The sequence below is a fragment of the Mammaliicoccus sp. A-M4 genome (genome assembly GCF_022386955.1).
GTDB lineage: Bacteria > Bacillota > Bacilli > Staphylococcales > Staphylococcaceae > Mammaliicoccus > Mammaliicoccus lentus.
In genome coordinates this window covers 280,154-305,757 of the sequence record NZ_JAJNHH010000002.1, presented here as the reverse complement: position 1 = coordinate 305,757, position 25,604 = coordinate 280,154, and the positions used below count along the sequence as shown (strand labels likewise).

Annotated in this window: 21 protein-coding genes and 2 pseudogenes; 5 read left to right on the top strand and 18 right to left on the bottom strand. The window is 31.4% G+C overall.

Features of this window, described 5'->3' with window-relative positions; all coding sequences use genetic code 11:
• The first annotated feature begins 147 nt into the window (after positions 1-147).
• Positions 148-2,328, top strand: coding sequence for an AraC family transcriptional regulator (locus tag LQ682_RS03390; RefSeq protein ID WP_239723857.1), 2,181 nt, complete (start codon positions 148-150; stop codon positions 2,326-2,328).
• Between the two features lie 69 nt (positions 2,329-2,397).
• Here the strand turns inward: LQ682_RS03390 and LQ682_RS03385 are convergent, their stop codons facing one another.
• The 11 genes and pseudogenes from LQ682_RS03385 to LQ682_RS03335 form a co-directional block, all read right to left on the bottom strand.
• Positions 2,398-3,360 (bottom strand): LCP family protein, encoded by a 963-nt coding sequence (locus tag LQ682_RS03385; RefSeq protein WP_103269280.1) that lies wholly within the window; start codon positions 3,358-3,360, stop codon positions 2,398-2,400.
• A 252-nt stretch (positions 3,361-3,612) separates the two neighbouring features.
• On the bottom strand, positions 3,613-3,915 hold the full coding sequence (locus LQ682_RS03380) for a hypothetical protein (protein ID WP_017000816.1): 303 nt from the start codon (positions 3,913-3,915) through the stop codon (positions 3,613-3,615).
• Between the two features lie 53 nt (positions 3,916-3,968).
• Positions 3,969-4,391 carry an HTH domain-containing protein gene (locus LQ682_RS03375; protein ID WP_103269281.1) on the bottom strand — a complete coding sequence of 141 codons (423 nt, stop codon included), beginning with the start codon at positions 4,389-4,391 and terminating at the stop codon, positions 3,969-3,971.
• A gap of 158 nt (positions 4,392-4,549) precedes the next feature.
• A complete protein-coding gene (locus LQ682_RS03370; RefSeq protein WP_135022026.1) occupies positions 4,550-5,404 on the bottom strand; it encodes a MurR/RpiR family transcriptional regulator in 855 nt (284 codons plus the stop codon).
• A 1-nt stretch (position 5,405) separates the two neighbouring features.
• Complete coding sequence (locus LQ682_RS03365) at positions 5,406-6,842, bottom strand: PTS transporter subunit EIIC (protein WP_017000819.1); 1,437 nt, start codon at positions 6,840-6,842, stop codon at positions 5,406-5,408.
• 17 nt (positions 6,843-6,859) lie between these two features.
• The gene (murQ, locus tag LQ682_RS03360) at positions 6,860-7,744 is read right to left on the bottom strand and encodes an N-acetylmuramic acid 6-phosphate etherase (protein ID WP_070045080.1); all 885 of its coding nucleotides are present in this window, start codon (positions 7,742-7,744) and stop codon (positions 6,860-6,862) included.
• A gap of 4 nt (positions 7,745-7,748) precedes the next feature.
• Entirely contained in the window at positions 7,749-8,795 is a 1,047-nt protein-coding gene (locus tag LQ682_RS03355; RefSeq protein ID WP_218729462.1) for a MupG family TIM beta-alpha barrel fold protein, read from the bottom strand.
• Positions 8,796-8,987: 192 nt separating this feature from the next.
• Complete coding sequence (gene panD / locus LQ682_RS03350; protein ID WP_239723856.1) at positions 8,988-9,371, bottom strand: aspartate 1-decarboxylase; 384 nt, start codon at positions 9,369-9,371, stop codon at positions 8,988-8,990.
• Between the two features lie 200 nt (positions 9,372-9,571).
• The gene (locus tag LQ682_RS03345) at positions 9,572-11,191 is read right to left on the bottom strand and encodes a BCCT family transporter (RefSeq protein ID WP_239723855.1); all 1,620 of its coding nucleotides are present in this window, start codon (positions 11,189-11,191) and stop codon (positions 9,572-9,574) included.
• Between the two features lie 81 nt (positions 11,192-11,272).
• Complete coding sequence (locus LQ682_RS03340) at positions 11,273-11,743, bottom strand: thioesterase family protein (protein ID WP_064205222.1); 471 nt, start codon at positions 11,741-11,743, stop codon at positions 11,273-11,275.
• A gap of 4 nt (positions 11,744-11,747) precedes the next feature.
• A pseudogene (locus tag LQ682_RS03335) lies at positions 11,748-12,155 on the bottom strand (3-hydroxyacyl-CoA dehydrogenase family protein); the annotation flags it as partial.
• A gap of 346 nt (positions 12,156-12,501) precedes the next feature.
• On the opposite strand from LQ682_RS03335, the gene LQ682_RS03330 reads away from it, so the two are divergent.
• Entirely contained in the window at positions 12,502-14,019 is a 1,518-nt protein-coding gene (locus tag LQ682_RS03330) for an AbgT family transporter (RefSeq protein WP_239705419.1), read from the top strand.
• A 396-nt stretch (positions 14,020-14,415) separates the two neighbouring features.
• Here the strand turns inward: LQ682_RS03330 and LQ682_RS03325 are convergent, their stop codons facing one another.
• The 7 genes from LQ682_RS03325 to LQ682_RS03295 all read right to left on the bottom strand — a co-directional run bounded on the left by LQ682_RS03325 (position 14,416) and on the right by LQ682_RS03295 (position 22,081).
• Complete coding sequence (locus LQ682_RS03325) at positions 14,416-15,033, bottom strand: AAA family ATPase (RefSeq protein WP_182094093.1); 618 nt, start codon at positions 15,031-15,033, stop codon at positions 14,416-14,418.
• A complete protein-coding gene (locus LQ682_RS03320) occupies positions 15,027-15,887 on the bottom strand; it encodes a class II fructose-bisphosphate aldolase (RefSeq protein ID WP_182094094.1) in 861 nt (286 codons plus the stop codon). Before LQ682_RS03320 ends, LQ682_RS03325 begins: the two co-directional genes overlap by 7 nt.
• A 16-nt stretch (positions 15,888-15,903) precedes the next feature.
• Entirely contained in the window at positions 15,904-17,193 is a 1,290-nt protein-coding gene (locus LQ682_RS03315; RefSeq protein WP_017001017.1) for a PTS sugar transporter subunit IIC, read from the bottom strand.
• 15 nt (positions 17,194-17,208) lie between these two features.
• Positions 17,209-17,514, bottom strand: coding sequence for a PTS sugar transporter subunit IIB (locus LQ682_RS03310; RefSeq protein ID WP_182094095.1), 306 nt, complete (start codon positions 17,512-17,514; stop codon positions 17,209-17,211).
• Positions 17,511-19,595 carry a BglG family transcription antiterminator gene (locus LQ682_RS03305; RefSeq protein WP_239723853.1) on the bottom strand — a complete coding sequence of 695 codons (2,085 nt, stop codon included), beginning with the start codon at positions 19,593-19,595 and terminating at the stop codon, positions 17,511-17,513. Before LQ682_RS03305 ends, LQ682_RS03310 begins: the two co-directional genes overlap by 4 nt.
• A 238-nt stretch (positions 19,596-19,833) precedes the next feature.
• The gene (locus LQ682_RS03300) at positions 19,834-21,093 is read right to left on the bottom strand and encodes an oligosaccharide MFS transporter (RefSeq protein WP_103269288.1); all 1,260 of its coding nucleotides are present in this window, start codon (positions 21,091-21,093) and stop codon (positions 19,834-19,836) included.
• The gene (locus LQ682_RS03295; RefSeq protein WP_182094098.1) at positions 21,086-22,081 is read right to left on the bottom strand and encodes a glycoside hydrolase family 43 protein; all 996 of its coding nucleotides are present in this window, start codon (positions 22,079-22,081) and stop codon (positions 21,086-21,088) included. The genes LQ682_RS03300 and LQ682_RS03295 overlap by 8 nt, the downstream gene beginning before the upstream one ends.
• A 289-nt stretch (positions 22,082-22,370) precedes the next feature.
• On the opposite strand from LQ682_RS03295, the gene LQ682_RS03290 reads away from it, so the two are divergent.
• The 3 genes and pseudogenes from LQ682_RS03290 (at position 22,371) to LQ682_RS03280 (ending at position 25,233) form a co-directional block, all read left to right on the top strand.
• A complete protein-coding gene (locus tag LQ682_RS03290) occupies positions 22,371-22,874 on the top strand; it encodes a GNAT family N-acetyltransferase (protein WP_239723852.1) in 504 nt (167 codons plus the stop codon).
• A gap of 31 nt (positions 22,875-22,905) precedes the next feature.
• Positions 22,906-23,901 carry an LLM class flavin-dependent oxidoreductase gene (locus LQ682_RS03285; RefSeq protein ID WP_103269291.1) on the top strand — a complete coding sequence of 332 codons (996 nt, stop codon included), beginning with the start codon at positions 22,906-22,908 and terminating at the stop codon, positions 23,899-23,901.
• Between the two features lie 118 nt (positions 23,902-24,019).
• A pseudogene (locus LQ682_RS03280) lies at positions 24,020-25,233 on the top strand (pyridoxal-phosphate-dependent aminotransferase family protein).
• Positions 25,234-25,604: the final 371 nt, after the last annotated feature.

Below are 25,604 nucleotides of genomic sequence, written 5' to 3'. Positions count from 1 at the left end.
TATTTGATTTATTATCATCTTTCTTATAAAAAATATTTAATAATCCAACTTTTTCTTACTTTTTTTGATATAATAGTTTAAAATGTAATAAAAATATGACATTATTTGATATAAAATGTAATATCTTAGTGAAGATGAGGTGAAAAAGTGTACAATTACGACATTTCATTGCATAAAGAAGGCATTATTAACCCTAAAAAGTTAGGTTATGGTGCATTATGTTTTGTGCTAGAAGGAAAAGCAATATTAACTTTAAATCAAAAAACATACACATTTACCGTCGGTGACTTATTTTATTTACAGGATAATGACAATTACTTACCAGTAATAAACGACGGCTTAGTCGCAGTATTACATATTGGATATTCAATGATGGAAAGTTTAAGTGGCGAAGAGTCTTACCTATATTGGATACCGAAAACTACAAAAACAAATCAATTAAATAAATATAAACATCAAATAAAGGATTTATTTATAAGAGCTATTTTAGCAGATTTAACGAATATAAAGATTAGACGTAGCCATTATATCGTTGAAATTTATAAAATTATGTATGAGCGTTTTAAAGAAGAAACAAATTATTATGGACAAACAGAAATGGAATTAACAGGACTTATACGTAAAGTGAAGCAATATGTTGATAAGCATTACCAAGAAAAACTATCACTGAACCTCGTAGCTGACTTTTTCTTTATTTCTCCTGAACATTTATCACGTGAGTTTTCTAGACAAATAGGTACGACGTTCACTCAATATTTAAAAGAAACACGTTTGTTCCAAACTACTTACGCCTTGTTATTTACACAATTTAAAGTCGAACAAATTGCAGACTATCATGGATTTTCTAGTTACCATAATTTCAATCGTCAATTTAAAGAACAATTTCAATTAACCCCTAAACAATATCGTTTAATGTATCAACAGAAAAAAATAAGTAAAAAAACTGAGACAATGACAGAAGATGAGCGTAAAACTTTAATTTCTAAATTGCAAAAAATGATGCATAATAAGTCTCTCGTTCATGAGTACAAACATTTAACTTTTAAAGATTTACCTTTACAAAAATTAAAGGCTAACCATAAAACTTATTTACATATCGGTGACGTTAATGATTTTTATACTCCATTCCTTGGTACAATATTGGAAACTGTAGAAAATATACCTCGTAAGCCTATCATTGTTATTCACTGTTCATTAAAATCATTTTTCTGCGATATAGAAAAACATAAGTATCGACATAATTTAGCTTTTTGTTTAAGCATGTTTTCAGATACAAATATAACGCCATGTATAAAAATATATGATTTTGATGTACAAGATCATATGTTCAAAAGTAAATGGTCAGAATTTATAGATGTTATACATAACTATTTCGTTAATAAAAAAGGTGAATTTTACTTTGATATCAAGTATGACGAACTCACGCATATACAATCTCAAATTAATGACTCTAAAGAAAGCTTACCTGATTTACAAATAATGATAAATGGACCTGATCCATTTAAACATGATTACGAGCAACTTGATATAGATATGCAACTATGTAAAAATGTCGATTCTTTTGCAATATCTTATAGCTTTAATGAGTTATTCGACTTTAACAAAATGAATAATCATGATATAGCGAAAATAAAAAGTGACTATACTGAAAAGCTTATTCACAATTTAAAATTCATGAAGAACAATAATAAAAACGTAGTACCTATAGAATGGAATGTCATTCATGGCGATTCGAGGACGACGAGTGATTTTTATTTCAATGCTGCTATTATTGTAGATCATTTATTAAGTATCACAACTTATGTGTCTGGTTTAGGCTTCTGGTTATTAGAGGAAACTTCAACCGATCTCGCAACTATAAATCAACCTTTATCACTACATTTAAAACACCACTGTAAAAGTCCTGTTAATTATTTAATATATATATTAACGTACTTTAACCAACAAGAATTCGAAAAGGGACAAAATTATATTAAGTTTGAGCAACATAATAAAATATTTTTCCTTTTATTTAATTATGAACTATATAATCCAAATGATATCAACTACCAGAATAATGTTGGTATTAGTCTTTCTTACCGTGACATACCTTTTAATACTTTTAGAGTAACTAACATTACATTTGATCAGGATAACGGTAATATCTTCAAAGCAATTAGAAAATTAGATAACGAACGTTTTAATATTGATTATTTCAACACAGTTCTATTAGATAAATACTGTTCTCCAGATATAGAAATGGCTGATTATAATTCTAAGGATGTAGATGAGACATATTATTTAAAAACTAACGCTATCAAATTGCTTATTATTCAAAAAAGAAGTTAAATACAAAAATGCACCTCAAAATTTGAGGTGCATTTTTTTTAAAAGATTAATATTTTCTAATATTATACTTTATTCCAAACCTAGATTTTCTCTATATGAGTCTACTATATCTCTCTTGCTAGCGTCACTAGGTACAAAGTAATATAATCCATCATCTAAAATTGAATCTTGTCCTTCTAACTGATTACGATCTACATTATCTAAAGCATCATTATATTTAGATCTTAAATCATTTAGTTGTCCAATCTTCATATCTGTTTTAACATTATCACCTAAAGTATCAAAGATTTGATTAATTTTAGGTAAAGATCCTACGCTAACTAATTCATTAGCTAGTGCTTGAATCACTAATTGTTGACGTTCTTGTCGACCAAAGTCTCCACCAGCGCCTTCTTCTTTTCTACTTCTAATAAATGCTAACGCTTCTTCACCATTTAATTTGTATTTTTGGCCTTTAACATATGATTTTCCTTTAACCGTAAACGTAGCATTACTTGTAACATTTACGCCACCTGCATAATCTACTAAATCTTTAACGCCATCCATATTAATTGTTGCATAATGGTCTACCGGTACGTTCATTAATTTTTCTACAGAGTTAATCGCCATTTTAGGGCCACCATATGCATACGCATGGTTAATTTTTTCTACAGAATCATTGCCAACAATTTCCGCTCTAGTATCCCTAGGAATACTAACCATTACAGTTTTCTTCTTATCTGGATTTATAGATAATAAAACGATTGAATCCGAACGCTCTCCTCCACCTTCTGCTGATCTTGTAGAGTCGGAATCAATTCCAAATAAAGCTATCGAAATAGGATCTCCATTAGTATCTACTGCGTTCTTTCTAAGTTCAGATTTATCTCTATCCAGTGGGTTATGTATCGTATTACCTAATGCAAAAAACTTATACACAAAATAGCCAATAATAATTAAAAACGCAATTAATAACACAATAATAATAGTTGTTACAATTTTAAATGCTGCTGATTTAGGTTTCTTTGCAGAACGCTCATATTGATTTGCCACGTATTCTCAGTCCATTCTTATTTTATTTTTTCTTTATTATACATTTATTAGATGTAATTTGCCAATATACACATAATTATTTCACACTATAGATTTCTTTAAAAAATATATAATATTATCATATTAAATGATATATCTTTTTTCTGTAAAATCTATACATTTTATGTTAGTGTACTTATATAAGTCTACAACGTTAATTATTTAAATTTTTTTAGACATATTAAACGGGAAAGAGGATGAGATTCGGCGATCTCATCCTCTCTTTTTTCTGTTCTTTTTAGATTTATTAGATTTAATAACTTTTGTGGTCATTTGCATATCTTCGTCTTCAGGATATCTAATCCTTACAACATCTCCATAGAAGAGTCTTTCTTCTCCGTATCTTTTACATAAAGATAATTCAGGGTATACTTCTTCTATTTTCGCAATATATTTATAAGATTTATCTCTCTTTAATACATCTATAAAATAGCCAGGTTCTAAATATCTATCTGAACCTGCATTTACAACAAACGAGGTATCATCTAATATTCTTATAATTTCTACTTGTTTCATAATAACACGCTAACTTTCCTTAATTCTTAAAATATGATGTTTATGATGAGCAATTAGTTGACTGATTTTAAAGTTTCATAAAGTTGAAGAACGTTTAGTATAAGATTTCTCTCTTCGTTTCTATCAATTTTCTTAGAATTTATTAATTTTTTAATTGTTTTCTTTTTAACATTACATAATTTGGCAATTGACTTATTTGGTAAATTATACTCTTTTTTCAATGTTTTTTCAATAAAATATTTAGTATACTTTAAAGCATCTTCGTGCTTACCAATAGATTCAAAATAATTTAAACGCTTTTCAATTTCGTTTCTTTGTTTGTCTGTTAAAACACCTTGATTCCCATGCATAAGCAATTCATACTTTTCTTTAGGCAAGTTTAATAGCTTTCTCATTTGCTTATCTTCTAGACTAAATGCATCAATTACATTGTTAATTCTACTGGTGTAATTTTTCTTCTTGGATTTTGCCATCATTATGCACCTCCACTCATAATATATATACCCCGTGACAATCTGTATAAGCGGAGAAAGTGTAATAAATTACTTTCTTTCATCTTTTTCAGTTCTTACATATTATTTAAATACACTGAGAGTCCGGGACATAAATTGTTGTCCCGGACTCTATCAAACATTTATTCTGTATATAATTCAACTGCATCTCTCGTTTTACTCATCGTTATTACATGTTCATCATAATCTCTTGATAAATAGCTATAAAATAATATATCAAGCGTCATCAATTGCGATATAAGAGAACTCGTAGCTGCTAATCTTAAACTTTCTTCTGAACTTGCATCATGTGTTAATTGATAGTCAGATTGTTGTGATAAAGATGAACTTTTTGATTGAGTCAGACTTATTACTTTAACATTATATTTATGTGCAACTTTAGCTAAAGATAATGTTTCACTATTCTCACCAGAGTTAGAAATTCCTATCAAAATACAATCTTTATTATGTGAAGCTATTGCTGTAGCTAAAAAGTGAGTGTCTAAAGAATGAATAACTTGTTTACCAATTCTAGTAAATTTTTGATATAAATCTTGTGCTACTAAACTTGAAGCACCTACACCAAAAACTATAATTGTTTTTGCCTCATATAATTGATCAATAATGGCATTTACACTGTTACTCTCGATTAATTTTTCAGTCATTTCAAGTGTATGTGATGCTCGTGTAATAAGTTTCTTACTAATAGACGATACTGTTTCATCTTGTTTAATTTCTTGATATATACTTTTTTCATGTTGAGGCATATACCTAGAAATAGACAGTTTCAAATCAGTAAAACCTTTAAAATCTAATTTGTGCGTACAACGTATAACGGAAGCAGCACTTGTGTTTGTTATCGTGCCTAACTCCTTAGCGCTTAATTCAATTATCTTTTCAGGATAATCGACAAAGTACTGTGCTATACGCTGTTCTCGTTTAGTTAAGCGAGACATATTTTCTTTAATAAACATAAGTACGTGTTGATGTTCGCTCATATTAATCCTCATCCAATTCTTGTGGTGCTGTCATTTCTTTGTTCGTTCCAAATAAATATGTGAAAATAAAGCCTCCTAAATAAGCTGCTAATAAACCTGCAATATATCCTACATACATATTATGAGATATTAACGGTATAAGGGATACGCCACTCGGCCCAATTGCACTTGCACCAATATGTCCGATGGCGCCTATAACTGCACCTCCGACTCCACCACCGATACAAGCTGTAATAAATGGTCTACCTAGAGGTAAAGTTACCCCGTAAATCAATGGTTCTCCAATTCCTAAAATTCCTACTGGTAGAGCACCTTTTAGAAGGTTAATGATTTTTTTATTTTTTCTACATCTAACCCATAGGGCAAATGCTGCACCTACTTGACCTGCACCAGCCATAGCAAGTATTGGTAATAAGTAAGTAGCACCTGATTGATTAATCATTTCTATATGAATTGGTGTTAATACTTGATGCAATCCAAACATAACTAAAGGTAAGAACGTTGCACCTAATATAAATCCACTAAATGCTCCACCTATATTTAAGACCCAATCAATTACGCCTAACAAGCCGTTAGAAATAAAACCTGCTATAGGCATGATTACAAAGATTGTTCCTAACCCCATAATAAATAATGTAATCGTCGGAGTAACAATAATATCTACAGCAGTCGGTACAATTTTGTGTAATCTTTTTTCAATTAAAGATAGCAACCAAACAGCTATAATAACCCCAATTACACCACCTTGCCCTGCTTCAAGTGGTTCGCCATTAAAAATATTTTTCAGTGGACTTTCTGGATCCATGCCAGTCAACATAGTTGTACCACCAATTACACCACCTAAGCCAGGTGTTGCACCAAATTCTTTTGCAGCATTAATACCTACATAAATGACTAAGTAAGCAAAAATACCATCTTTTATAATATTAAATACTAATACAAATTGTTCCCATGATGCTCCATCGATTGTGCCGGCTGTTAACAGGTTAGAAAGTACAGCAGAAATACCACCAATTAAACCGGCACCCACAAATGCAGGAATAAGAGGTACAAAAATATTAGCTATCGATCTCAACACTCTTTTGAAAGGTGTTTGATTTTTCTTGTTAATATTTTGTTTAAACAGATCCGCTTCTTGTTCTACTTTCTCTTTATTACTTTGATTTTTCTTAATTGTTTCGCCTAGTGGTACGCCAATAATAGTACTCATTTCATTGGCTACTTTATTTACAGTCCCCGGTCCAACTACCACTTGAATCATATCATCTTCTACAACCCCCATCACACCTTTGATATTTTTTAAACCTTCAATATCAACTTTAGTGTAGTCGACGATACTCATTCTAACCCTTGTCATACAATGAATGACTTTTTCTAAATTGTCTTTCCCCCCAACTTTATCAAGTATCTCTTTGGCCATTTCTTTTTCTTTAGACATATACATACACCCCTTGTTTACGTATTTCTCACAAACCCTTTAGCTTTTTCTAATTTCTGAATGGCTTCTTCTTTACTCACATTGTGCATGCCCATAACAATTGCCACTTTTACTTGTTCATCGCTTTCTTCAAAAAGTTTCTGGCTTTCTTCATATGAACACCCTAAAACTTCTTGAATCATATTAATAGCACGTTGTACAAGTTTTTTGTTGGTTGGTTTAACATCAATCATTAAGTTTTCATAAACTTTTCCTATACCAACCATCGCACCAGTTGAAATCATATTTAAAATGAGTTTTTGAGCTGTGCCTGCTTTCAACCTTGTTGAGCCTGTTAAAACTTCTGGACCAACATCAACTTGAACCGGAAAATCAGCGTAATTTCCTACTTCTGATTGTTGATTACATGTTACACAACCAGTAGGAACGCCTATGCTTTGGGCGTATTTTAATCCACCTATAACATATGGTGTTCTTCCACTAGCAGCAATACCTATAACCGTGTCATTTTCGTTTATATTTAAATTTCTTAAATCTTGTTCCCCTAATTCTAAATCATCTTCAGCCCCTTCTACTGCAACCGTCATTGCTTCTGGGCCACCTGCAATTAAACCTATTACGACGTCTGGCGTGACACCAAACGTTGGGACACATTCCGCAGCATCCAATACCCCTAATCTTCCGCTCGTTCCTGCTCCCATGTAAATTAACCTTCCACCATTGTTTAAGCCCGTAATAGCTCTTTTAATCAATTCGGCTATCGCATTATTCTCTAACTTAATTTGCTCGGCTACTTTTTGATCTTCTGTATTCATCACTTCAACAAATTGTTCTGGCGTTAAAGTATCTAGTTTTGATGAATATTTATTTCTTGATTCAGTAGTTAGTTTTTTTATGTCCATCACATTATCCCCTTTTAATAAATTGGAAAGCCTGTCCAGCACCAATCATATTTATACAATCTAAATTGCTACTAGAAACACGCCCAATAACATTCACGGCTTCATTTGCTTCTAAATCTCTCTTGACGATTTGCAGTTCGTTCATGTATCGCCCATATTTCAAGTTATCTAATGTAACGGTCCCCTTAACTCTTTCAGTCGTATTATCTGGTTTAACTTCCCCTTGAAAACTCATCCTTGCCTCTTCCGCTCTTACTACATCTCTCGCTTTGTCTTTCCTATTATGAAAAATTCTCCCTGTTACATCTTTTAAAGCAGGTGTTTCCTCTTCAATATAAAGACTTACGATTCCACTATTAAAATAATCATGAAATTGATTTATGATATCTAAGTCTATGCTTGTGTCCCCAATACAAACAACGTCGATATCATATTTTAATAATTGATAAGCAGCATATAAAGGATGTATATTTCTGTGTGCTTCAAGTGTTGGTAATCCTCTAAAGATAGGCCCTCTTAATTTAGTACCAGGGACAAATGCCATAATTTTCACATCCGGAAAAACATCCCTTATTTCTTTGTTTTTAGAAATGAAAAACTCATTTTCTAAACCTGTTTCCGGTCGTGGGTAATAATTATGTGCAACCATCACTTTTGATATGTCTATATCTTTAGCTTTAAGTTGATAGAGCAATTCGACAGCGTCAGTACTTGCGTTACATACTACATTAACTTCATTTAATAAAGATATAATATCTTCTATCTCCAATGATATATCTAATCTTATAAAATCTATTCCAGCATCTTTTAAAGTAGTAGGCTTTTTATATGACAATCCTAAAGTCTTAAACGTTTTAGGATTTGCATCTGCAATAATCTCTGCTCTACCATTTACTATTTTATTTAACTCTTTTAATTTGGTTAAATACAACATTGGATCATCTTCTGGTATTTGCAATGAAGTAAATACATATTTGGCACCTTCATTAAGCATTGTTTCAATATAAGTCTTATCAAATGGTTCTCCTAAATAAACAGAAAAGCCTAGCATTTCAACACACTCCTTATTGGAATCGCTTACATTATCTCACTTTTGGAATGAAATTTCAATATAATATTAAAATATAACTAGAAACGAAATGAAATTACAAAAAGCTTTAAAGTTCAAAATAAAAGTTCTGAACTTTAAAGCTTTTTAGATTAATAATAGTATTAAGGCAAGTATATTCATGACATAGCCACTTTATAATATGATTTCATTTTCCTTCTCATGAATCATTTCAATAATTTCATTACGTTCATTCATTACTGCTACTTTAGGTGATAAATTTTTAGCTTCTTCGTTTGTAACTTGTACGTAATTCATAATGATAATAACATCATCTACTTGAACTAAACGTGCAGCTGCACCATTCAAACAAATCTTACCGCTTCCTCGTTCACCTTCAATTACATAAGTTTCTAATCTTGCACCGTTATTATTATTAACGATTGCTACCTTTTCATTCGGCAAAATATCTACTGCATCAAGAATATCTGCATCTATAGTAATACTACCTACGTAATTTAAATTTGCTTCAGTTACCCTCGCACGATGAATTTTTCCATAAATCATAGTTCTTATCATGCTTTTCATCTCCATATGTTTTTTTATAGTTATTATCATCATACAATTATATTTTCATACGTCAACAATTAAATTCTGAGACGTCTTTCTTCTATTGTATAGTTGTTAGAGTGTATTCGAATATCATAATAAATGAAAAAGCACTAACTCGTTATATATAATTCAACGAATTAGTGCTCAAAATTTATATTAAAAAATATTTATTTCTTTTCCCACCATCTATCATTTTTGGCATACCTGATAGAAAGTGTACGACGTTCTCTTTCTTTATGAAGTCGAGAGCGTTCTTCTAGTTTAATACGATCGTTGCTTAGCGTTTTGATGAAGGATACCATCAGCAATATAAATATTATAATCAATGGCACACCTGCAATGATTGAGGCGGTTTGTAACAGATTTAAAATCTCATCCCCACTGATTAGCATAAGTGCTAACGGAATAAATGATAACGCAAATGCCCAGAATAATCTGTTCCAACGATATGGCTCGTCATCTACTTTAGTTTGTGTTGCTCCTGCTAAGATGTATGAACCTGAGTCGAAAGTAGTCGCTAAATAAATGACTGCTGTAATTACGAATATAACGATAACGACATTACTCATTGGTAACTGCTCTAAAATGGACATAATCGCAGCGGGTCCTTCTTTTTCTTGAAGTACTTTTGTAACAGAGAATTTACCAGTAATCTCTAGCCATAAACCATAGTTACCTAATATTCCGAAGAATAGTGTACAGCCAAGGGTACCGTATCCAAGTGTACCTAAAATAACTTCTTTTAACGTACGTCCTTTAGAAATACGGGCTATGAATAATCCTACGAATGGTGCGTATACTAACCACCAAGACCAGTAGAATATTGTCCTTGATTGTGGGAAGTTGTCTTTTGAAATATTACCAAGCCCACCAAATGGTTCTAACCATGTTGCCATTCTGAAGAAATCACGGAACATTAAACCTACACTAGAAAGCGTTGTTTCCATTATAAATACTTTTGGTCCAACAATAAATACAAATAATAATATAAACGTTAACCAAATATTAATGTCGCTTAATACTTTAATACCGTAATTAATACCTGAGTAAGAACTTGCTGCAAATATCAATGTTGATATGCCTAGTATCGTTAATCGTAGCCAAGTTGAACTACCATCTAAACCTGTTAGTGAGCCAACTCCTTCAGCAATCATTGGTGTAGCAAGTCCTAAAGTAGTACCTGCACCACCTAGTAAACCAAAAATGAAGAGAACATCAATCATTTTACCAGGCCATTTGTCAGTGTATTTTCCTATTAGTGGTCGACATGCATGACTAATACGTATAATAGGTTGTTCTTTTACATAAAGCGAATAAGCGATTGGAAGTGCTGGCAAGACATATATTGCCCAAGCAATAGGTCCCCAGTGAAACATTCCATATGTAGCAGCATAATTAATCGCTTCTTCACTACGTGGTTTGATATGAAACGGTGGACCATCATAATAATATGCCCATTCGATAATACCCCAATATAAAATACTAGAGCCGATACCTGCACAGAATAACATTGCTGCCCAACTCATCGTATTAAATTCAGGTTTATTATTAGGTTTACCTAGTACAATTCCACCATATTTACCAAATGCGATATAAAGTATAAAGATTAAAACAGCTAGACCAATTCCTAAATAAACAGCACCTAATTTTGAGGTTATTAGATCATTAAGTGATAATATTACTTGACTACTTGCATCTGGAAATGCAATTAAGGGTATAACTACAGATAGCAATATAAGTAAAGAAATTGTAAATGTAACCCAATCCATCAATTTAAATTTTTTCACAATTTACTCATCCTTTAATTTAGTGATTTTCTTCATATAATAAGGACTATCTGCATCATACAAACAGTCCTAGTTATACTTTTATTTACGTTTAATGCCTATTTGACGTCCTAATTCACGTGGTAATGAATCGTCTTGTTTCTTAACTGACTCATTTTTAATTTGCTCCATAATATTATCTGGAAACGCACTAGGACGGCCACTTTCGACATCGATTCCCATTAACATTACTTCATAAGTAGAGCATAATTCGTTTGAACCATTAAACATATTCATGAATACATGACATCTCTTCTGATCAAAATCTATTAATTGTACACTGACATTTAACGTTTCATTTTTAGGTACTTCTTTTTGGTAAGTAATATGATTTTCTAACGTAAACACAGTATATTTAATATCTTTAATCGTTTGAACATCTAACCCTATGTGAGCAAGCCAAGCATCAGTTGCTTGACTGAACACACGGTTATATTCTGCATCATTCATATGGTTGTTATGATCTAACCACTCATTCTGAACAGTTGTTTGATAGTTGAAAAAGTTAGACACGACATTAAACCTCCGTCTTAGTGAGTTGTTTTTTCTTCATATAATCACTATTTTTTGGCCAATATTCTTCTGCAAGTTCTTTAACTTTAATTAAAAATTCATTTCTTTTTTGGTCTAATTCTGACATTGAATAACCAAATGACGATTGTTCACAGCCTTCAACAACTGCATTGTATAAATCTGTTGTTAATTCTGGTGCGACTAGTTTCGTCCAAGGTTTCTTCAGAGCAGGACCAAATTGTTTTAACATGTGACGCATACCACCTTGACCGCCAGCTAAATGGAAAGTCATAAATGGTCCATATTGTGCATATCTTAAGCCAGCTGCATGAGTAAATGCTTTATCTACTTCTTCTGTTGTAGCAATGCCTTCGTTTACAATATGCAATGATTCACGCCATAAAGCTTCCATTGTTAAAACTTCATTAATCGTTGTTAATTACAATAATTAGTAAACTTTATTATTTAAATAATAATTATAATAAATTAACAAATTTTTACATTTCCCTTTTAAAAAATATAATATCACATTTATTTTCTAAAATGTATATTTTTTACAAATAATTATGTTTATAATTTCATTAACAAACCTTATTCAATTACAAAATATCTCAAAATAAAAAACGTTCGAACACACGAACGTTTTTCAACCTTTAATTTAAATTACCTTATTATTCTTATTTGTTTGATTTGTTATTCTTGAATTTAGTACAAATTACTATACAATTTTAGTATCACATAAAAAAGAAGGGATACACGTGCAACAAAATAAAATGAGTCGCTACCTAAGTAAAATTGAGAATATAGGTAATAGACTCCCACACCCAGTTACGATATTTTTAATATTTATCGTTATTTTATTTGTTCTTTCACATATACTTTATTTATTTGATGTGGCCGTATCATTTAAAGGTATAAACCAAGAAACTGGAAATGTAGAAAACCAAACTGCAAAAGTTATTAGCTTGCTGACACCTTCTGGTATTTCACATGTATTTACAAGTGTCGTTGAGAACTTTACATCTTTCGTAGCACTCGGCCCTGTTTTGGTCGCTATGCTCGGTGTTGGTGTAGCTGAAAAAACTGGTTATTTAAGTGCATTAATTCAAAAGACCGTTGCACATACACCACGTAAATTCATAACTCCAATTGTTGTGTTATTAGGTGTACTTTCTAACATTGCCGCTTCAGTAGGATATGTTGTATTAGTGCCTCTTGGAGCAATGATTTTCTTATCATTCAAACGTCATCCTATAGCGGGACTCGCTGCTGCATTCAGTGGTGTAGCAGGTGGTTATTCTGCAAACCTATTCCTAGGTACAAACGATCCAATATTAAGCGGTATGACGACAGAAGCTGCACATATACTTAATGCTGATTACATTGTAAATGCTACAGATAACTGGTTCTTTATGTTTGTTTCTACTTTTCTTGTTGTAGGAATTGGAACGTTTATTACAGATAAAATTGTTGAACCTAGTTTAGGAGAATATGAAGAACCCGAAAACACTAAATTTGATGAAATTAATCCTAAAGCTTTTAAATGGGCTAACATTGCTTTAATTGCCGTAATTGTTGTTATCGGTAGTATGGTTATACCATCTAATGGATTATTAAGAGGAGAAAATGGAAGTTTTATCGATTCACCATTTATACACAGTATTATATTTACGATGATGCTCGTATTCCTTATCCCTGGTTTAACTTACGGTGTTATTAACAAAACAGTTAAAAACGATAAAGATGCAGTTGAACTTATGAGTGGGTCTTTAATGACAATGTCTGAATTTATTGTTTTAATCTTTTTCGCTGCACAGTTTGTTGCATTATTTGAATACTCTCATATTGGAACAATACTTTCTGTAAACGGTGCTGAATTACTGAAAGCTATGCATGTAAATGGACTAACAGCGCTAATAGCATTGATCATAATTACAACAATTATAAATATTTTTATCGCTGCAGACTCTGCAAAATGGGCACTCATGGCACCAATATTTGTGCCGATGTTTATGCAATTAGGCGTTTCTCCTGAAGTTACACAAATAGCATATAGAATTGGAGACTCATCAACAAATATCATTTCACCACTAATGCCATTCTTCCCTTACATCGTGTCAGTAGCAGAAAGATACGGAAAGAAAAATGGAATAGGCACAGTCGTATCCGTCATGCTGCCATACTCTATCGCAATTCTCATATTATGGACAATTATGTTTGTCATTTGGTACTTACTAGGAATACCAGTCGGACCAGGCGCACAAACGAATATTTAGTTAAGTTTAAAATGAAATAGAAAGAGGCTGGACATAAATCCTAACTCAAAATAAATAACATCTCATTTCTAACTGAATAAATCAGTGAAATGAGATGTTATTTTTATATAATCTACGATTTTGTTCGTGCATGCTTGCCTAGGGTATGGTTCGAGCCTATAGTCTCTCACTCATACTATTTCCACAGGCATCAGCACTTTACAAAATCGTTACAAACGTCCATTTTTATACGAAAAATAAAGCACATTCGTATAATTTAATTAATGATGACAAAAACTAAATTAACGAGGTTCTTTATGTACAAAAACTATAACATGTCTCAAATAATACTACCACTAGATATTGAAGTATTAATTCTAGAAATTGATATTGCTCATTTTGTTTCAATTTAAAGCATTATAAATCAGTAATTGTTTTATTGTTAATCCAATTAATAATTTCATTTAAGTTTATATTCTGGTATTCTGTAACATCTATAAATTTACTTTCACCGATAGTGAATTGACTATACTTTCTATCCTCACATCTCTCTTTAAAAGTTGAAAAATCATCAATATCATCTAATTTTGTTGGTTCATCTTTTTTATGATATTTTGTAACTATATGACCAATATGTCTATTATCTTTTAAATCCCGTTCTTTTTGGCGATTATAAAGTACTTTAATATCTCCATATAACGTAATAGTTATTGGTTTATAGTTATGTTTGCTAATGATATTTTTCAAAGTTTCTTCTTGTTTATAACTAAACGGGTAATCTATTATTATTTTTTCTTTTTTCTCCATTAAAGTTTCCAGAATATCGTAGTATTCATCCCATGCCTTTAGACCAAGTCCATGTTTTTCTTCTAAGTTATTAAACCCGAGTTTATCAAAATAATCTTCTTTTATATCATCATACGATAAGAGCTGCCAACCTTTATTTTGTTCTATAATTTTATGAGCTAGATATGTTTTTCCTGTTCCAGGCGGTCCGGCTAATATAATTAAGGTTTCTTGCTTTTTATTTACCATACTTTAACACGTTCTTTATTCATAAATAAATCAATTTTATGAGCTACAATATTTTTTACCGCTTCATTACAAGGTATTATATTGTGTCTTAATGATTTATTAATCTTTGTATCCCCAAAATATAACTTTGCCGTTTCTGTCCAAGAAACTAAAAGTTCAGTTCCTACATTAAATTTTCTAATACCGTTATCTATCAATTCAGGGATATCTTCTTCTTTAACACCTGTGCCACCATGGACAACTAATGGTGTTTCAACGATATCATTTATTTCTGCTAATAACGGTATATTCACATTTGTTTTAGATTTGAATTGTCCGTGATTGGTACCAATAGCTACAGCTAAAGCATCAACTTGCGAAGCTTCTGCAAAATACTTTGCATCTTGAGGATCTGTATACCTTACTTCTGATCCATCAATAGTAATACCTTCTTCAGTGCCTCCAATTATTCCAAGTTCTCCTTCCACTGATGCTCCATATTTATGAGCATAATCTACAACAGCTTTAGTCTTCATAATATTCTCTTTTAAAGGCAATGAAGAACCGTCAAACATTACTGATGAATAACCAGCATCAATAGCCTCTTTTATATCGTTAAAGTCTTTAGCGTGATCTAGATGTAGCACTACATCGACCATTTCATTGTTTGCAATTCCTTTTGTAACATTAACTAAATTCCTATAACCTATATATTTTGCAGTATCCACGCTTGTTTGTATTATTATCGGGCTACCTGCCTCTTTAGCAGCATCAATCATGCTTGGTAACATTTCTAAATTATGTGCGTTAAATGCACCAATCGTACAGTTCATTTTTTCCGCTTTCTCTGTTGCTTCTTTTAAATTAATATACATATAAGTTCCTCTCCTTTTAAAATGCTTTCATTAATGGTCCAATTATCCACGCATAAAATAAAGCTGCCGCTACCGTATCCACATCTGTTGCAGTAGCATTAACAAATCCCATGTTACTTAAAACTGTGACTAATAAAGCTGGTAATAAAGTTATAAACAACCCATGTGCAACTCCGCCAATGATTGCCCCTCTAAATCCTCCTGTTAAATTACCAAAAATCCCAGCAGTACCTCCTGCAAAGAAGTTAGTCAGTATTCCAGGAATAATCATAGCTAAACCAATTTTCGGGAAAAAGAACATAGCTATAACAGTTCCAATTGTCGTCGTTATAAAACCAATAATTACTGCATTTGGTGAAAATGGAAAGAGTACTGGACAGTCTAAAGCTGGTTTTGCATTCGGTACAAGTTTCATTGCAATTCCTTTAAATGCTGGAACTATTTCGCCTAATAGTAAACGAACACCTGCAAGTAAAACATATACACCAACAACAAATTGTATTGATTGTAGAAATGCATACATTATATAATTTGTATCGCCAGACAATCCTGATGCATAACTTTCACCTGCAAATAAAACTGTAACTAAATACAAGGGAGCCATGACAACCATTAATGATAAATAAGTATCTTGTAAAAACTCGAAATTCTTAGGCAATTTAAGATCTTCTACTGATTTTCTATTTTCTCCTCTTTTACCGAAAACATAACCAACGCCCGCTTCAAATACATAACCTAAAGTACAAAAGTGACCAAGAGCAATATGATCTCCACCCACAATTTTTCGTACAAAAGGCTGTGCTATGGCTGGCATAATTGTTGCAAAGACTCCTCCTATAAAACCCCCAACTAATACTAAGGAAATCCCTCGAAGCCCTGCGAAATAACCTCCAATTGTCGTCATAGTGGCCATCCATAACAAAGCTTGACCAGTTAAGAAAATATATTTCCATGGTGAAAATCTTGCTATTAATATATTAAATATAAAAATTGCTAAAAAAGTAAAAGCAATTTCTCTACCTAAACCTAATTCTCCCATCGCTTGACCATTTATTGCTTCAATTGAAGGGACGATTCCATCCATATGAAATCCTTCAGAAAATATTTTTCCAAAATAAGTTAAGCTACCTACAATTATCGCTGATCCTGCAGTTAAAACTTGAAATCCTAACAGTGTCTTAAATGATCCTGAAATTATTTGTCCCGTTGATTTTCTTTGTAACATCAAACCTACCATTGCAATCAAAGCTACTATAATGGCTGCTTGTGTTAATATATTTTGGATTATAAAATTTATAATTTGCATAGCATCACTTCCTTATTAAATGATCCCTTTATCTTTTAATACTGGTGTTATTTTTTCTTCAATTTCGTTAGTCGAAACGATGTTTTTCAAATAAACAATAGTGGTATTTTCTTCATCAATGGTAAAGTTATCAAATTGTGATTTAAAATTTTCTCCTGTTATAATAATATTTGCATTTCTTGAAACGGCTGATGAAATAGTGTCATGGTCAAGGTTTGCTTCTACACCTAGTTTATTCAACACATCTTCAGCTGCCATCTGACACGCAAAACTACTCCCTAAACCTGCACCACATACAAACAAAATATCTAATTTTCTCATGATACTTCCTCCTCTAATAAATAATTTATAAACGCATTTTTATCAGTTAAACTCAATAATTTTTCTACTCTTTCTTCATCTCTTACTAAAGAAACAATGCTTTTCATAATATTTAAATGTGAAAATGAATCTGTTGCAGAAAGACAAAATATTAATTTCACCGGGTCATTCATTTCATTACCAAATTTAATACTAGGGTTTAATGTAGCTATGCTAACTCCTAATTTATTTGCTCCTTCTTCAGGTCTAGCATGAGCTAAAGCAATATGTTTACCTATCACTATATAAGGTCCATATTCTTTAACAGAATCTATCATTGCTTCTAAATATTTAGGCGATATAACTTCATCCTCGAGCAAAGGTTTAGAAACAGTTTCTATAGCATTTTTCCAATCAGTACAACATTTATTTAATTGTACGTGATGATTTTCTAAAACTTCTTTTAACATAGGCTGCACCTCTCTATCATTAAAATTCAAATTATTATCTATAAATAATTGCTTCAATTCTTTATAGTCTTGCTCGTTTAGTCTTATAGATTTATTTTCTAGCCATAAAGATAAATCCTTAAATAACGAAGCTTCATTTCTATTTAAAGAATCACTATTTCTAGCAAGATAAGCATGTTGTTCTAAAAATTGTTCTATCTTCTTAATGTCTATTTCATTTACGATCGCATTTACATAGCAAGTTGGTTTTTCAAACTGGGCATCAATCGTAGTAAATACAATATCTACATTGTCATCATCAATAAATTTTTCTTCTTCAGAAGAAAGAATTTTCAAGATGTTTACGTTGAAATGCGATTTTAGTATTTCAGCTAATAAATTACTTGTTGCTATTCCGAAACTACAAACTATTACTGCATTAAAATAATTTTTGTTTTCTTGTATATATTTGAAATAAGCAGTTGAAAAATACACAGTTATAAAAGCAATCTCGTCTTCAGTAAATTCTAATTTGGTATAATTATTCAAATATTCTTCTGAATATTTTTTAATTGTTTTAAATATTTTAAAATGACTATTTTTGATATTTTCTTTTAAAGGGTTATAAATTTGAATCCCTTTTTCTAGCCTACTAATTAGCCCTGAGATATGTTTATTTAGCCCTTCAAATAAATGACTTTGATATCCAGTAAAATCTATAGATAGTTCATGTTCTACATATTCAATTAGTTTTAAACTAACTAATTGTGATAATGCTTCATGTCTATCATCAACTATAATTTCGTTATCACCAATCAATACTTCTAATTTATTAATAATATAATGAAATTCATTACGTGAAATTTTAAAATCATATTGATTTATTAAATCGTTTATAAATATGTGTATAATGCTAAATTTCGCAGTTTTATCAACATGATTGATTTCGTAAATATGTCCTTTCCTAACCCTTGATAACCAAATAGAAGTTAAAATTATAGCTGATAGTTTGATATCACTTTGGTGAATTGCTATTAACTTATTGTAAGTATCATTTATAAAGTTTAAGTCTTTATTATCCAAATACTTAAGAATCGGACTATAACTCTCATATAACGTACTTATATTTACATTATCTTCAGTTATTTTATTAACTAAATAATCATACAGATAAGTTCTAATTTGACTCTCTTTTCCTTCAATATGAAGGCCAATTTCCAAATTAGATTCAATTTTCAAATCATATTTTTCTAGATCTATACGTATTTGCTTCATATCTTTATCCATTGTGCTTTTTGATATTTCAAGTTCTTCGCATAATTCATAAACTTTTTTAAAACAAGTTTTATCTAAAGCATTTGTTATAATATATTCTCTTCTAAATGCTGGATTATATACTTGTTCTTCTATGTCATCAGAAATCAAAAATTTTAACTTTTCCTCCTCTTTATCCGATAATTTCAAAATATATGAACCACGATTTTTCCCCATTTCGTTAAGCTGATTAAGTAACAAAAATTCATTAATATCTTTCAAATCATTTCGTATAGTTCTTTCAGTCTTTTTGAAAATAATACTTAATTCTTTTGTTGATATACTCTCATTTCTACTAAGAAAAATATTTAAAATATTGAGCGGCCGACTTTTTAACATTTTTAACATCTCCCTTGTTTATATTGTAGTTTTATAATTAAACATTTGTTAGTATTTTTAAATTCATAAGCAATTCGGAAATAATGTAAGCGCTTAAATAAATCTAATTTATACACTACCATTCAATTTGGTTTTCATTTCGAATTGTAAAAAAGCTGTCTCTTTCAATACAAAAACACTCCATTCAAAGATTTCGCTTTGAATGGAGTGTTTTATTATTATATAATGCTGCTTTATATCACGTCTTATGAATACTTTGTTCATTCAATGATAATGTTGTTAATGGTACTTTGTCTGTTTTCATAAGCATTGCTCCTAAACAAACTAAAACACCGATTATAACTGCCATTACTAAATACGTGTATTGGAATCCTATTTCTACATATAATCTACCGATTACAATTGAGAAGAAAGCGACTCCAAGTTGCTTCGCTACGTTAAAAGCTAACATATAAACTGTTGCTGATAATCTTACATCGAAAACGCTAATTATATATTTCATAATTGAAATAAGCATCAATGGCATTTCAATTGCTGCTAATAATCTAAAGAATGATAATAGCCACACTTCATCTGTAAATGCAGTTCCCACAACTCTAATGAATAATATAACGCCGTATAAAAACAGGCCATTTTTTGCACCTATTCTATTAATAATCCATGGCATAAATACCATCACAATTGCTTCAATGAATATTTGAGTAGATGTAAGTCTACTAAACAGTGTTTCACCTGATGAAGTATCATCAAAGAATCTGATAAAGTAATTAGGAAATTGTTGATCAAATACATCGTATAAACTTGCACTACCGATTATCAATAAACAAAGACCCCAAAAACTTTTGTTTTTAAATAATTTAAAGATACTTTCTTTGTTTACAAAATCTTTTTCATCTTGTACGTTATCGTCTTTTTGATAATTTAGTTTCTTAACTTTAATGCTCCAAAGTATAACACCTAGTAAAAGTGCTGATACTGAACAAACCCAAAAAATGCTGAATGGATTTTTTATAAACATAATTCCACCTATAAACGCAAATGAACCTCCTGCAAGTGAACCGAATAGTCTAGTATGTCCATATTCAAATTTATTGGCACGGCTTGATTTTTCACAATATGCTTCAACCACGCCTACACCACTATATAAACACAAACTTAGGAATGAACCTCCAATAATACTTCCCATTAGCACGTTCATATCTAATAAAGGTATAAATAAATATTCAAAAAACGGTCCAATTAATGCTAAACAAAAAATGACAAATGCAAACAGATACTTTTTCAATCCTAATTTATCTTGAATAATTCCATAAATCGGTTCTAATATAATCGCTACTACTGACATTGTAGCGAATACAATACCCGCTTGTGATGCATCTAAATTAGCTACTCTATTTAGCCAAAGTGGCAAAAAAGTTATTATTAAAGTCCAAATAGCAAAATAAAAGAAATTAATGCCCCCAAATCTCCAGAACACACTATCCTTAAATTTATTCATGGACTTCGCCTCCTAATACTTCCGGAGTTTCTGGTGTCCAACGATTATCTGGTAACGGTACCCCAAACTGAGGGTTATTATTTTCATCCCAATTAATTACCTGAGCTCTAGCATGACGATTAGGGTCAAATAAAGGGTCTCCTTTGATGTTTTGATAATTCCTTGCGTGATAAACGATAATATCATGTTTACCATCTTCAGATTTAGTGAATGAATTATGACCTGGACCATATTGTTTATTTTCAATACTACTTTCAAACACTGGTTTTTTATTTTTAGTCCAAGACTCAGCATTCAGCAAATCACTACTAATATCGGCACTTAACATCCCTACACAATAATCGATACCTGTTGCACTTGCTGAATATGTTAAAAATATTTTTTCATCTTTTATTAAAATAGCTGGTCCTTCATTCACCCAAAAACCTTTGATTTCCCACTCGAATTCAGGAACAGTTAGTAATGTGATTTTACCTTCTAAAGTCCAAGGATTTTTCATTTTAGAAATATAAATATTTGAATGTCCTTTAATGTTTAAATCTTGTTGAGACCAAACATAATAAAGTTCATTATTTAAAGTAAATACTGTTGCATCTAAAGCAAAAGTTTCCCATCCTGTATCAATTTGCCCTTTGTCTACCCATTCACCTTCTAAAATATTATCTGATTCATTTTCTAATACGTACATTCTATGGTTAAAAGTATCATCATCAATATTAGTATTAGGCGCAGCAGCATAATATATGTACCACTTGTTATTAACTCTATGTAATTCAGGAGCCCATATTAATTCGCTCTTAGGTCCTTTGGAATCTTTCAACCATACTGTGTATTCCTTTGCATCTTTCAAACCGTTTAACGAATTCGATATTCTTAAAATAATACGATCATATAAAGGATACGAACCTGTGAAATAATATTGGCCTTCCTGTTGTAATACAAATGGATCTGCCCTTTGTAACACTATAGGATTATTTATATCTTCCATAAAAAATGCCCCCTTTTTGTAAACGCTTTCTAAAATGATAATATTACATGTACGTACATATGTCAAATGTTATTTTATTGTACGTACATGTTAAAATTTTAATTGTATGGTTGAAATAATAAGAAGCTATATTGAATGTAAGACGTGTATTACAACATTCGGGGGGCTATGTAGCAGTGGACCTCGACTTACAACTTTCATAAGGTGTATCATCACATCATAAGCAGATTTTAAAACAATATTTATTTTTAAGTTATACTTTAGTTAAGAGTAAAAGGAGCGTGGTTGAATGAATTATAGATTAGCGACAGTAGAAGATGTTGAAGGTATTATTTACGTATGTTCTGAAGGTTATAAAGCCACATACAAAAACATTCTTCCTCAAAAATATATCGCTCAAATTATTAATGAGTTTTATAATAAAGTTCGTGTAACAAATGAAGTTTTAAATATTAATCATTATTGGAATGGTTGGTTTGTAGCAGCAGATAAAGGTAAAATTATTGGAGCTGGTGGTGGAGGTTTTCGTAATGATAGTAGTTCTGAACTGTACGTCCTTTATTTAGATCCTACTCGTAAAAGAGAAGGTATTGGAACAAAATTATTACATAAAATCACAAGCGATCAAATAGAACGTGGTACAAAAGAGCAATGGGTATCAGTATTAAAAGAAAACTACATGGGGATTCCTTTTTATGAAACAAACGGTTTTCAATTCCAATTTGAAAAACCAATGAACACACTCCCTAAAGAGGAAGGCTATCTTTCATTAAAATACAAACGTAAGTTATAAATAAGATTTATTCATAAAGGAGCGTGGTTGAATGAAACTCAGTGTACTGGATCAGGCACCCATTTCTAAAGGTGACACGCCTGAGGAAACATTAAGGAAGACTATTGAATTAGCTAAATGGACAGAGTCGTTAGGTTATCACCGTTATTGGGTTGCGGAACACCATAATACGAGTGGATTAGCGAGTTCTTCACCAGAGATATTAATGACAAATATAGCCGCTTCGACAAATCAAATTCGTGTTGGTTCTGGTGGTATTTTGTTACCTCAATACAGCCCTTATAAAATTGCAGAAAATGCTAAGACATTATCAGCATTTTTTCCTAATCGTATAGACATCGGATTTGGTAATTCACCTGGTGGTTCGCCTTCTACACAAAAGGCTTTAACGGATAATCACATTAAACCTATTGATGATTTCCCTAGACAAGTTAGTGATCTACAAGGTTTCTTATATAATTCACTTCCCCGAGATCATAAATTCAGACTTGTGAAAGCTGGACCTCGTATCGATAATCCTCCTCCAATGTGGTTATTAGGATTAACTGAAAATGGTGCAAAAAATGCTGCGAATTTAGGAATTGGTTTTGTATTTGGTCATTTTATCAATCCTAAGTATGGAAAAATAGCAATGGAGCGATATTATAATGACTTTAAACCTTCTGTTAGTCAGCAATCACCTTCTAGTATTGTATGTATTTTTGTAGTATGTGCTGAAACTGATGAAAAGGCTGAAGAACTTGCTCTAAGCCAAGATAAATGGTTAATTAATGTTAGCAAAGGTCGAGGGACTAAAGTATTGTCTTCTGAAGAAATCAACGTTGAAGATTTTACAGATGAAGAACAGGATTTAATTAAGAAAAATAGAAAACGTTGTATTATCGGGTCTCCAGAAACAGTCGTAGCAAAATTAAAAGAACTTGAAACATATTATCAAACTGATGAATTCATGATCATTACTAATATTTATAATTTTAAAGACAAGAAAAAGTCTTATAAATTACTTGCGGAAGCAATAACTGAATAATCACAATTTTTAGTCATTTTTAATAAAAGTTATATGCTTTTTTGTATAATTATACAAAGAACTTGAATTAATAATTTGATACAATTAAAAAGGAAAAGTGTAAAGGAGAGAACTTAATATGAGTGAATTGAAAATAGCAAAAAGATTAATTATGACACCAGGTCCTGTAAGTGTGGACCCACGTGTTTCACAAGCAATGAGCAACTCTATACTTAGTCAATTTGATCCGGACTTACAGCTATAATGGATGAAACAATGGAACTGATTAGAAAATCATTTTTAACAGAAAATACATGGTCATTCCCTGTTGATGGTACGAGCAGAGCGGGATTAGAAGCTGTTATTTCAAGTATCGTCGAGGCAGGAGATCGTGTTTTAGTTCCAATTATAGGTAGGTTTGGACATTTATTCGCAGAGCTAGTTCAACGTGCTGGAGGTATCGTACATACTATTGAATGTCCTGTAGGAGAAGTTCTACCACAAGAAGAAATTATTAAAGCATTAGATATCGTAAAACCTAAAGTATTAGCAATTGTTCACGGTGAAACATCTACCGGACGCCAGCAACCTATTGATAAGATTGGTAAAGCTTGTAAAGAACGAGGCGTTTATTCAGTAGTGGATGCCGTTGCTACATACTTAGGTACAACTATACCAGTTGACGAATGGGATTTGGACGCTGTTATTGGCGGTGCTCAAAAATGCTTATCTATACCGTCTGGCATCACACCAATTACTTTCAATGAGCGTTTTAGTGAAGCAATTAATACTAGAAAACGTGTTGAAGAAGGTATTAGAACAAACGAAGAAACAGAGAAAGAAGTTTTCATAAGAAGTAATTACTTTGATTTAACACAACTTCAAGATTACTGGAGTCCTAAACGTTTAAACCACCATACAGAAGCAACAGCTATGGTTTATGCATTAAATGCCGGCTTAAAAATTGCTGTAGGAGAAGGCGTTGAAAATAGAGCTGAACGTCATGCTTACCATCACGAAGGTTTAAAGCTCGCACTAGAAGCACTTGGATTAAAAATTTATGGAGATGCAAACCATGAAATGAAAATGGTCATTTGCGTTGAAATCCCTGAAGGTGTAGAGCCTAACGAATTTAGAAAATCATTATTAGAAAATTACGGTGTAGAAATCGCTGGATCATTTGGCGAACTACAAAATAAAATATGGAGAATTGGCTTAATGGGCTATGTAGTAGAAAAACAAAACATACTTACATTCTTATCTATTTTTTCTTTATTTTTACAACAACAAGGCGTACAAGGATTAAATCCTGTTAAAGCATTAGATACACTTGTTAAATATTATGAATCATAATTTTGATTAAAATAGGTAGTAGGACAGAAATCTCATTTTAATAAATAGATTTCGTAGTCCCACCCCGGCAAGGATGACTATGGTTGAAAAAAGCTTGATATAAGCGCATTTTCAATCCAGTCAGCTACTGCCATTATAATAAAAGAGTCTGAGACATGTATTTATGTCCCAGACTCTTCAACTCTTATTGGATTTTCTTTTTTATTAATCCAAGTACATGCTCTCTTATTGGATTTTCTACAACAATAATCCAAATAACCATACCTTTATTGGATTTTCTACAACAATAATCCAAATAACCACACCTTTATTGGATTTTCTATATCATTAATCCAAGTACAACAAAAAACTATTACAATCCCTAATTATAA

Bases quoted from the DNA above. Each gene is read 5' to 3' on its own strand.
- LQ682_RS03380 (WP_017000816.1), bottom strand. From the start codon at position 3,915: ATGAAACAAGTAGAAATTATAAGAATATTAGATGATACCTCGTTTGTT.
- LQ682_RS03375 (WP_103269281.1), bottom strand. From the start codon at position 4,391: ATGATGGCAAAATCCAAGAAGAAAAATTACACCAGTAGAATTAACAAT.
- LQ682_RS03370 (WP_135022026.1), bottom strand. From the start codon at position 5,404: ATGAGCGAACATCAACACGTACTTATGTTTATTAAAGAAAATATGTCT.
- LQ682_RS03365 (WP_017000819.1), bottom strand. From the start codon at position 6,842: ATGTCTAAAGAAAAAGAAATGGCCAAAGAGATACTTGATAAAGTTGGG.
- murQ (WP_070045080.1), bottom strand. From the start codon at position 7,744: ATGGACATAAAAAAACTAACTACTGAATCAAGAAATAAATATTCATCA.
- LQ682_RS03355 (WP_218729462.1), bottom strand. From the start codon at position 8,795: ATGCTAGGCTTTTCTGTTTATTTAGGAGAACCATTTGATAAGACTTAT.
- panD (WP_239723856.1), bottom strand. From the start codon at position 9,371: ATGATAAGAACTATGATTTATGGAAAAATTCATCGTGCGAGGGTAACT.
- LQ682_RS03325 (WP_182094093.1), bottom strand. From the start codon at position 15,033: ATGGTAAATAAAAAGCAAGAAACCTTAATTATATTAGCCGGACCGCCT.
- LQ682_RS03320 (WP_182094094.1), bottom strand. From the start codon at position 15,887: ATGTATATTAATTTAAAAGAAGCAACAGAGAAAGCGGAAAAAATGAAC.
- LQ682_RS03315 (WP_017001017.1), bottom strand. From the start codon at position 17,193: ATGCAAATTATAAATTTTATAATCCAAAATATATTAACACAAGCAGCC.
- LQ682_RS03310 (WP_182094095.1), bottom strand. From the start codon at position 17,514: ATGAGAAAATTAGATATTTTGTTTGTATGTGGTGCAGGTTTAGGGAGT.
- LQ682_RS03305 (WP_239723853.1), bottom strand. From the start codon at position 19,595: ATGTTAAAAAGTCGGCCGCTCAATATTTTAAATATTTTTCTTAGTAGA.
- LQ682_RS03300 (WP_103269288.1), bottom strand. From the start codon at position 21,093: ATGAATAAATTTAAGGATAGTGTGTTCTGGAGATTTGGGGGCATTAAT.
- LQ682_RS03295 (WP_182094098.1), bottom strand. From the start codon at position 22,081: ATGGAAGATATAAATAATCCTATAGTGTTACAAAGGGCAGATCCATTT.
- LQ682_RS03290 (WP_239723852.1), top strand. From the start codon at position 22,371: ATGAATTATAGATTAGCGACAGTAGAAGATGTTGAAGGTATTATTTAC.
- LQ682_RS03285 (WP_103269291.1), top strand. From the start codon at position 22,906: ATGAAACTCAGTGTACTGGATCAGGCACCCATTTCTAAAGGTGACACG.